Here is an 8431-nt window from a genome sequence, read left to right as displayed (position 1 = left end):
TCGAGGAGTTCACCTCCGGGCGCTGCGGGGCGCGCTGGACCCGGCTGTGCGGCACCGGGCAGATCGGAACCGGCGTCTGGTTCGACCTTCCGGCATCCTCTCGAGCTCGGCGGCCGGTGCCGTCGCGATCGGGGACGGCGGCGCGGCCGGGGAGGTCTGGACGACCTGGAGGGCCGGTGCCGGGGCCGGCGCGGGAACGGGGGCCTGCGCCGGGGCGGGGGCCTGCGGGGCGGGCTGCGGGATCGAGGAGACCGGCTGTGCCTGCTGCTGGGGGACCGGCTCGGGCTCGGGCTCCGGCTCGGGGGCCGCCTCCTGCGCCGGGGCGGCGCCCTCGGTGCCGTTCTCGTCGATGACGGCGAGCTCGGCGCCGACCTCGACTGTCTCGTCCTCGGCCACCACGATCTTCGTGAGGATGCCCGCGGCCGGAGACGGGATCTCGGTGTCGACCTTGTCGGTGGAGACTTCGAGAAGCGGCTCGTCGGCCTCGACGCGCTCGCCCTCCTTCTTCAGCCAACGGGTGACGGTGCCCTCCGTGACGCTCTCACCGAGCTGGGGCATCTGTACGGACTTCGGCATTGGTGTCTTCTCTCGCGTTCCGAGTGAGGGCTTACGTTAGTTGTGGACGTGGAGCGGCTTGCCGGCCAGCGCCAGCATCGCCTCGCCGACGGCCTCGGACTGGGTCGGGTGGGCGTGGATGAGCTGGGCGACCTCGGAGGGCAGGGCCTCCCAGTTGTAGATCAGCTGCCCCTCGGTCACGAGCTCGCCGATGCGACGGCCGACCATGTGCACGCCGAGCACCGGACCGTCCTTCGCCGAGATGATCTTGACAGCGCCCTGCGTCTGCAGGATCTGGCTCTTGGGGTTGCCCGCGAGGTCGTAGGTGAACTCGACGATCTCGTGGCCGCGCTCCCTGGCCTGGGCGGAGGTGATGCCCACCGAGGCGACCTCGGGATCGGAGTAGGTGATCCGCGGCACGCCGTCGTAGTCGATCGGCACGGGGTTCAGCCCCGCGATGTGCTCGGCCACCAGGATGCCCTCGGCGAAGCCCGCGTGGGCGAGCTGCAGGGTCGGGATGAGGTCGCCGACCGCGTACACGCCGGGCACGCTGGTCTGGCAGAACTCGTTCACGGTGACGGTGCCGCGCTCGATGGCGACACCCGCCTCCTCGAAGCCCATGCCCGCGGAGACCGCGCCGCGGCCGACCGCGACGAGCAGCAGCTCGGCGTCCAGGGTCTTGCCGTTGGCCAGGCTGACGACCACGCCGGTGTCGGTGGTCTTGACGCCCTCGAAGAAGACGCCCAGCTCCTGCTTGATGCCGCGGCGGCGGAAGGAGCGCTCGAGCAGCTTGGAGCTCGACTCCTCCTCCAGCGGCAGCAGGTGCGGCAGGGCCTCGACGATCGTCACCTCGGCGCCGAAGGAGCGCCAGACGCTGGCGAACTCCACGCCGATGACGCCGCCGCCCAGAACGACCACGGAGGTGGGCACCCGGTCGAGCTTGAGCGCGTGCTCGCTGGTGATGACACGCTCGCCGTCGATCTCCAGGCCGGGAAGGGACTTGGGCGCGGAGCCGGTCGCCAGCACGATGTTGCGGCCCTCGTAGATCTCGGAGCCCACAGACACCCGGTTCGGGCCCGCGAGACGGCCCTCACCCTCGATGATCGTGATGCCCTTGCTCTTGAGAAGGCCCTGCACGCCCTTCCAGGCGCGATTGACGATCTTGTCCTTGAACGCGTGGACCGCGGGCACGTCGATGCCCTCGAAACGGGCCTTGACGCCGTAGGTCGCGCTTTCCCGCGTCTCGTCGGCGACCTCCGCGGAGTGCAGAAGCGCCTTGGTGGGAATGCACCCCCGGTGCAGGCAGGTGCCGCCGATCTTGTCTCTCTCGATCAGCGCGACCGTCTTGCCCAGCTCGGCCGCCCGCAGAGCGCAGGCATACCCGCCGCTACCGCCCCCCAGGACGACGATGTCGTAGGGGCCGCTGCCATCAGCCACAGGAAAGCTCCTTGTCGGATTGGAATACCGTGTTCACGGTCGCGCCCCTTCCGTGCCCTGGCCGGCCGCGCGGATCCTCGATCGCATCCACGCCGCCGCCTGACCCGGCTCGGCGCCCAGTCGGTGCCCGCCCTTGGCCCGGCACCGACAACCGCATCTTTTCATCTGTCTGTGTTGCTTGTGACCCGCATGCGCGGCTACGCCGACGCCTGGGCGGACCCGGTCGCGTAGCGCTCGGCCAGGCCGACGAGCGTCCGGGTGACCGCCCCGGTACCGCCCTTCGGCGTGTAGCCGTGCGGCTCTCCCTTGTTGAAGGCGGGACCGGCCATGTCAATGTGTGCCCAACGGACACCGTCCGGCACGAATTCCCGCAGGAAGATCGCCGCCGTGAGCATCCCGCCGAAACGCTCGGGGTGCAGGTTGGCGATGTCGGCCACGGGCGAGTCGAGCCCCTTGCGGAGCTCGTCGGGCAGGGGCATGGGCCACGCGGCCTCGCCCTGCGCGCCCGCCGTCGCGACGATCTCGGCCCGGAGGTCGTCGTCGTTGGCCATGACGCCCGCCGTCCGCCAGCCCAGCGCGACGATCTGCGCGCCGGTGAGCGTGGCGACGTCGACGATCACGTCGGGGTCGTCCTGACCGGCGCGGGCGATGCCGTCGATCAGGACCAGGCGGCCCTCGGCGTCGGTGTCGAGCACCTCGACCGTCTTGCCCGCGAAGCTGGTAAACACGTCGGAGGGACGCTGCGCGGTGCCGCTCGGCATGTTCTCGGCCAGGCAGAGGTAGCCGACCGCGTTGACCTTCAGGCCCAGCCTCGCGATCGCGAGCATCGCGCCGAGGACGGCGCCCGCGCCGCCCATGTCCGACTTCATCCAGTCCATCGCGGCCGACGGCTTGAGCGACAGGCCGCCCGAGTCGAAGGTGATGCCCTTGCCGACGTAGGCGAGCTTCTTTTCGGCCTCGGGGTGGCTGTAGGCGAGGCGCACCAGGCGGGGCGGGTTCGCCGACCCCTGGCCGACGGCGACGATGCCGCCGTAGCCGCCCTCCTTGAGCGCCTTCTCGTCCAGGACCTCGACCGACAGGCCGGCCTCGCCGCCCACCTGCTCGGCGATCTCGGCGAAGCGCGCGGGCCACAGGTCGGAAGGCGGGGTGTTGACCAGGTCACGGACGAGCGAGACCGACTCGGCCAGCGTGCCGGCGCGCCCGACCGCGGCCTCGGCGCCCTCGGCGTCGGTCAGCACGGCCAGCTCGGCCACCGGGGCGCTCGGCTCGTCGGCGGTCCGGTACCTGGTGAAGGAGTACGCGCCGAGCAGGCCGCCCAGGGCGACGGCGCCGGCGTGCTCGGCGCTCGTGGTGGGCAGGGCCAGCGCCACCCGGCCGGTGCCGGCCAGGGCACGGACCGCGGTGCCCGCGGCACGGCGCAGGGCCTCGGCGTCGTAGCTGTTCTCGGGGACGTCGCCCAGGCCGACGACGACCAGCAGGGGTGCGGTCAGCGCGCCGAAAGTGGGGATCTTGGAGATCTCGCCGGGCTTCCCCTTGGCGCCCACACTGCCGAGCGTGGCGGTGAGCCTGCCGCCGAGAGCCTGATCGAGGCCGTCGGCCCCGGGAGCGGGGAGCAGGCCGTCCGGTCCGGTATGGACGCCGACGACCAGTGCGTCGGTATCGAACGAGACAGCATTGTCAGTTGGGGTCAGCCGCACAGTGGTCACACAAGCCGATGCTAGTCGGGCTTGCGCAGTACTCATAAACGAGGGTTCGTCCTACGAATCGCGTCGTCCGATGGTGCTACCGGGAGTGGCACCATCGAGAGAGATGGTGCTAATGTCGATAGCACTATGTTGCTCACCCTGGATATGAACGATCCTCGGCCGCTGCACGAGCAGGTCGCCGAGGCGATCAGGCGTGCCGTCGCCGAGGGGTCCTACGCCCGGGGAGACCGGCTCCCACCGGCGCGCGATCTGGCCGCCGCGCTGGGCATCAACGCCAACACGGTGCTGCGTGCCCTGCGGGATCTGCGTGACGAGGGGGTGCTGGAGTTCCGTCGCGGCCGCGGCGTGAGCGTGCTCAGCCGCCCCAACCCGCGCAGTGTCATCGAGGAGAAGCTGCGCTCCCTGCTCGCCGAGGCGGTCCAGTACGGCTACCGGCACGACGACGTCATCGAACTCATCAGGGAACTGTCGTCAACGACCCCCTCCTGAGGGAGGGGGCTTGAGGTGCAGCGATGCGCTTTACAAGCCCCGCGTTGACCAGCCCTGGCCATCACTCAAGGAGGTGCGTTTTGATGGCCACGTTGAACACAAGATCGCAGACCGACCCTGGGGTGCTTCCTCAGCCCCAGGCTCTCGAATCCGTGGGAGCAGACACGCCCGAGGGTGGGCACGAAACGGCTCACGGACACCGCCGCCTGGCGGTACCTGGTGTTCAACCTGGGCGAGGGGAGATCGAGCAGGCCGGCACCCGGTCTACTCGGCGTCACCCCGACCCGGCTTCGGCCGGGAAGGGAGCGGGCAGTCCAGCCCACCCGGCCGTGTTCGTCCTGGACTCCCGCGGCCGGCCGGTGCAACCCACGAGCCCTGCCTACGCGCGCAAACTCCTCCGTTCCGGCCGGGCTGTGGTTCACCGGCATACCCCGTTCGTCATCCGACTGAAGGACCGCACGGCAGCTGATTCCGTCGTGGCAGGCGTACAGGTCGGTATCGACCCCGGCTCCAAGCACACCGGCCTGGCGGTGTTCACCGACCGCGACGGGAGCCGAACCGGGAGGTATGCGCTCCAGCTCGACCACCGGGGCGGGGCGATCCGCGACAAGCTCACCGCCCGCTCGCGGTATCGGCGTCGGCGCCGCAGTAAAAACCTGCGTTACCGCGCGCCCCGTTTCTCCAACCGCACCAAGCCGAAGGGGTGGCTGGCGCCATCGCTGCGACACCGCGTCGACACCACCATGTCATGGGTGACCCGGCTCACCCGTTGGGCGCCGGTCACTGCCGTGCACGTGGAGCGGGTCGCGTTCGACACGCACGCCTTGTCGGCCGGGCGGCCGCTCGAAGGGGTGGAGTACCAGCAGGGCACCCTCGCCGGGTACGAGGTCCGCGAATACCTGCTGGCCAAGTGGGGCCGGGCGTGCGCGTACTGCGGCAAACAGGACGTGCCGTTGAACCTCGACCACATCCACCCGCGTTCCCGGGGCGGCTCGGACCGGATCAGCAACCTGACCCTGGCGTGCATCGGCTGCAACCAGGCCAAGAACGCCACCCCGATCGAGGAGTTCCTCAAAGGCAGGTCCGCCCTCCTGACGAAGATCCTCCGGCAGGCGAAGGCTCCGCTGCGAGACGCCGCCGCCGTCAACACCACCAGGTGGGCGCTATGGCGGGCCCTGGTGGCGACCGCTCTGCCCGTTCACACCTCCTCCGGTGGCCGCACGAAGTGGAACCGCTCCCTCACCCAGGCGCCGAAGTCGCACACCCTTGACGCGTTGCACGTCGGCCACCTGGGAGGCGTCACCGCCTGGCCCTCGACGGTCCTGGTGGTCACGGCGACCGGGCGCGGCACCTACGCCCGTACCCGCACCGACCGCTACGGCTTTCCCCGGCTACGACTGCCCCGGACCAAGCAGGTCAAGGGGTTCGCCACCGGCGACCTGGTCCGCGCCGTCGTACCGAGTGGCAAGAAGACCGGTGTCCACTGCGGCCGTGTCGCGGTCCGCAGCACCGGCAGCTTCAACATCACCACCCGGCACGGCACCGTGCAGGGAATCCACCACCGCCACATCCGCCTGCTCCAACGAGCAGACGGCTACGGCTACACCACCCACCCAGAAACGCGGCGCCGTGCGGCGTTTCCTCCTGGTCCTGAAGGACCGGGTCTCCACGCTAGAGGTAATTGATGACCGGGTCCGGGACCCGGTCCTTTGAAGGAGTGATCGACGTGGGCCTGCGAGCCCGTTTCCTTTCCACGGCCGCAGCCTGGTTCGCGCTGGTGGCCGCCACCCTGATCGTCGCACCGCTGATGCTCCGGGAGCGGATGCCCGACCCTGTCGCCATGCACTGGGGCCCGTCCGGTGCCCCCGACCGCTCGATGTCGTTCACCGCCTCGCTGCTGTTCGAGGTGGGCATGTGGGTGCTGATCGGGGGCGGAGCCTGCGTGGCCGCGCTCGTCAACGCCACGACGCTCAGGCGCAGGGCGAGCCGCATGGCGCTCGGTGCCCTGCTGGGCGGCACGGGCCTGTTCTTCCTGGGGCTGCAGGCGGTCACGCTGGCGGCCAACCTCGACGCTCCCGACTGGCGGCAGGCCGGTCACCTGGGGTGGACCGCGCTGCTCGCGGTCGCAGGGCTGGTGCTCGGCGGCTGGCTCGGTGGTCTCGCCGCCCGTCCGGGACCCGACGACCAGCCGGAGCGGGCCGCGGCCACCTCCCGGAGGTTCCCGCTCCGCCCTGGCCAGCGCGCTGTGTGGGTCTCCTCCGTGCGCAGCGGACTGCTCGCCGCGATCGGCGGCTCCGTCCTGGCGGTGGGGACGGGGCTCGCGGTCGTCGCCCTGGTCGGCGGCGACGGGATGCTCTGGACCCCTGCGGTGATCACGCTTCTCGCCGGCCTGGTGGCCGTGACCTTCAGTTCGGTGCGGGTGCAGGTCACCGAGGAGGGCGTCGTGCTCTTCTACGGGCCGCTCCGCCTGCCCCGCAAGCGCATCCCGATCGCGAAAGTGGAGCGGGCCTGGTCGGAGGAACTGTTCCCGTCCAATGTCGGAGGGTGGGGCATTCGGGGCCTGCCGGGGGCTGTGACGGTCATGCTCCGCGGTGGGGAGTGCCTTGTGATCGGCTACGTCTCCGGCGGTCGCCTCGCCGTCTCGATCGACGACGCCGAGAATGGCGCCGCCTTGCTGAACACCCTCGTGGCCAGGGCGTCCACCGGTCCAGGAGCCCGTTGATCTCCACCTTCGCGGACCTTGTCCCCCGAAACCGAGCATTGGAAGTTGGTCTCATGCCCCGCCGATCCACTGATCTGTGGTTGTTTCTGCTCGTCACGTTCGGCCTGTCCTGGCTGTTCGCCCTTCCCCTCTGGCTGACGGGCGCGCAGATCGGTGCGCCCGTGTTCACGGCGATCGGGGTGGCGATGATGTTCACCCCGACGCTGGGCGTCCTCGCCGTCCGGCTTTGGGGCAGGCGGCTTGGGGAACCCGCCACCACCTGGCGTGAGTGGGCCGGGCGGACCGGTCTGTGGACGGGGGAGCGTCGCGGGCGCACGCTCGCGTTCGTCGCGCTGGCCTGGTTCGGGACCCCTCTGCTGGTAGTCGTCGCGATCGCGCTCAGCGCCGCCCTCGGCCTGCTCTCCGTCGACCTGTGGGGGCTCAGCCTGTTCCGCGAGAGCCTGGCGGCGGCCTCTCCGGGCCGATCGCTCCCGGTGGAGCCAGGAGTCCTGGCGGCCGTACAGGTCGTGTCGATCCTCCTGATCGCTCCGCTGATCAACTCGATCGCGGCATTCGGAGAGGAGTGGGGGTGGCGGGGCTGGCTGCTGCCCCGTCTGATGACGCTCGGCACCTGGCGGGCGCTCCTGGTCTCCGGGCTGATCTGGGGAGTCTGGCATTTCCCGCTCACCCTGCGCGGATACAACTACCCCGAGCTGGGGGCGTGGGCGGCACCGATGTTCATCGTGTTCTGCGTGGTCTTCGGGGCACTGCTCGGCTGGCTCCGTCTCTACTCAGGGAGTGTCTGGCCCGCGGTCGTCGGGCACGGCTCCCTGAACGCCTCCGCGGGTCTGACCCTGCTCATCGGTAACGCGGCCGATCCGCCCAATCTGGCCGTCGCGGGGATCACCGGGCTGGTCGGCTCGGCGCTGCTGGCCGCGGTCTTCGCGCTGGTGATCAAACGCTGGCCGATCGAGCCACAGCCCCAGACCACCGGCTGAGATCCGAGGAGAGGAATGCTCCTGGTGCCCTCACCGATGAGTCTCCGCTGTCAGGTCCGCCCGATTCACCGAATCCGGCTGCTCTGGTCAAGCCCGTCGGGTCCGCCGGATCAGGCAGGTCAGCAGGGGCTGGCACGGCCGGACGAGGCCGGAAGGTCAGCTCACGAGTACCGTGCTCACCAGCAGTGCCGTGACGGTGGTGATCTCGACCAGGGCTCCCAGCACGTCCCCGGTGATGCCGCCGAGCCGGCGCACCGCTCTGCGCCGCACCACCCAGGCCGCCAGCAACCCGAGGAGTACGGCCGCCGGGAGCCCCCAGGAGGCGGAGAGGCTCCCCAGCCCGGGAACAAGGTCGCTGAGGCCGGCCAGTGCGGTTCCCCCGGAGCCGGAGAGCGAGTCGATCCCCGAGGTGAGCCCGTGGTCGTCCTGATAAGGGCCGAGGAGCGGAGAAGAGGGCGACCGGGTATCGAGGGCGCCGGCGTCACGCAGGAAGAGCAGCGCGGCCGACCCCGCGAGCACCAGCACGGTCATGCCCACCGCGACGC

General features: G+C 70.5%; 7 protein-coding genes and 1 pseudogene. 4 read left to right on the top strand and 4 right to left on the bottom strand.

The window, feature by feature from the left end:
- Nucleotides 1–171: 171 nt before the first annotated feature.
- The 3 genes and pseudogenes from ABZ260_RS40450 to ABZ260_RS40440 form a co-directional block, all read right to left on the bottom strand.
- Nucleotides 172–576 (bottom strand): annotated as a pseudogene (locus ABZ260_RS40450) (biotin/lipoyl-containing protein); the annotation flags it as partial.
- Nucleotides 577–612: 36 nt separating this feature from the next.
- Nucleotides 613–1992, bottom strand: coding sequence for a dihydrolipoyl dehydrogenase (gene lpdA, locus ABZ260_RS40445; protein ID WP_355628215.1), 1380 nt, complete (start codon nt 1990–1992; stop codon nt 613–615).
- Nucleotides 1993–2189: 197 nt separating this feature from the next.
- On the bottom strand, nt 2190–3734 hold the full coding sequence (locus ABZ260_RS40440; RefSeq protein WP_355628212.1) for a leucyl aminopeptidase: 1545 nt from the start codon (nt 3732–3734) through the stop codon (nt 2190–2192).
- 108 nt (nt 3735–3842) lie between these two features.
- On the opposite strand from ABZ260_RS40440, the gene ABZ260_RS40435 reads away from it, so the two are divergent.
- The 4 genes from ABZ260_RS40435 to ABZ260_RS40420 all read left to right on the top strand — a co-directional run bounded on the left by ABZ260_RS40435 (nt 3843) and on the right by ABZ260_RS40420 (nt 7886).
- Nucleotides 3843–4187, top strand: coding sequence for a GntR family transcriptional regulator (locus ABZ260_RS40435; RefSeq protein ID WP_355628209.1), 345 nt, complete (start codon nt 3843–3845; stop codon nt 4185–4187).
- A gap of 329 nt (nt 4188–4516) precedes the next feature.
- Nucleotides 4517–5872 (top strand): RNA-guided endonuclease IscB, encoded by a 1356-nt coding sequence (gene iscB / locus ABZ260_RS40430; protein WP_355628206.1) that lies wholly within the window; start codon nt 4517–4519, stop codon nt 5870–5872.
- A gap of 41 nt (nt 5873–5913) precedes the next feature.
- Complete coding sequence (locus ABZ260_RS40425) at nt 5914–6909, top strand: DUF1648 domain-containing protein (protein ID WP_355628203.1); 996 nt, start codon at nt 5914–5916, stop codon at nt 6907–6909.
- A 53-nt stretch (nt 6910–6962) separates the two neighbouring features.
- Complete coding sequence (locus ABZ260_RS40420) at nt 6963–7886, top strand: CPBP family intramembrane glutamic endopeptidase (protein ID WP_355628200.1); 924 nt, start codon at nt 6963–6965, stop codon at nt 7884–7886.
- Between the two features lie 156 nt (nt 7887–8042).
- Here ABZ260_RS40420 and ABZ260_RS40415 read toward each other — a convergent pair.
- The coding region (locus tag ABZ260_RS40415; RefSeq protein ID WP_355628197.1) for an adenosylcobinamide-GDP ribazoletransferase at nt 8043–8431 on the bottom strand (389 nt) is incomplete at its 5' end.

It is taken from the genome of Streptosporangium sp. NPDC006013 (genome assembly GCF_040614275.1).
In the GTDB taxonomy this organism is placed as follows: domain Bacteria; phylum Actinomycetota; class Actinomycetes; order Streptosporangiales; family Streptosporangiaceae; genus Streptosporangium.
The sequence above is the reverse complement of the archived record's forward strand: the minus strand, read 5'-3'. Positions and strand labels throughout refer to the sequence as shown.

Coding starts and splice junctions, on each gene's coding strand:
- ABZ260_RS40420 (WP_355628200.1), top strand. CDS start 6,963: ATGCCCCGCCGATCCACTGATCTGTGGTTGTTTCTGCTCGTCACGTTC.
- ABZ260_RS40435 (WP_355628209.1), top strand. CDS start 3,843: ATGAACGATCCTCGGCCGCTGCACGAGCAGGTCGCCGAGGCGATCAGG.
- ABZ260_RS40440 (WP_355628212.1), bottom strand. CDS start 3,734: ATGAGTACTGCGCAAGCCCGACTAGCATCGGCTTGTGTGACCACTGTG.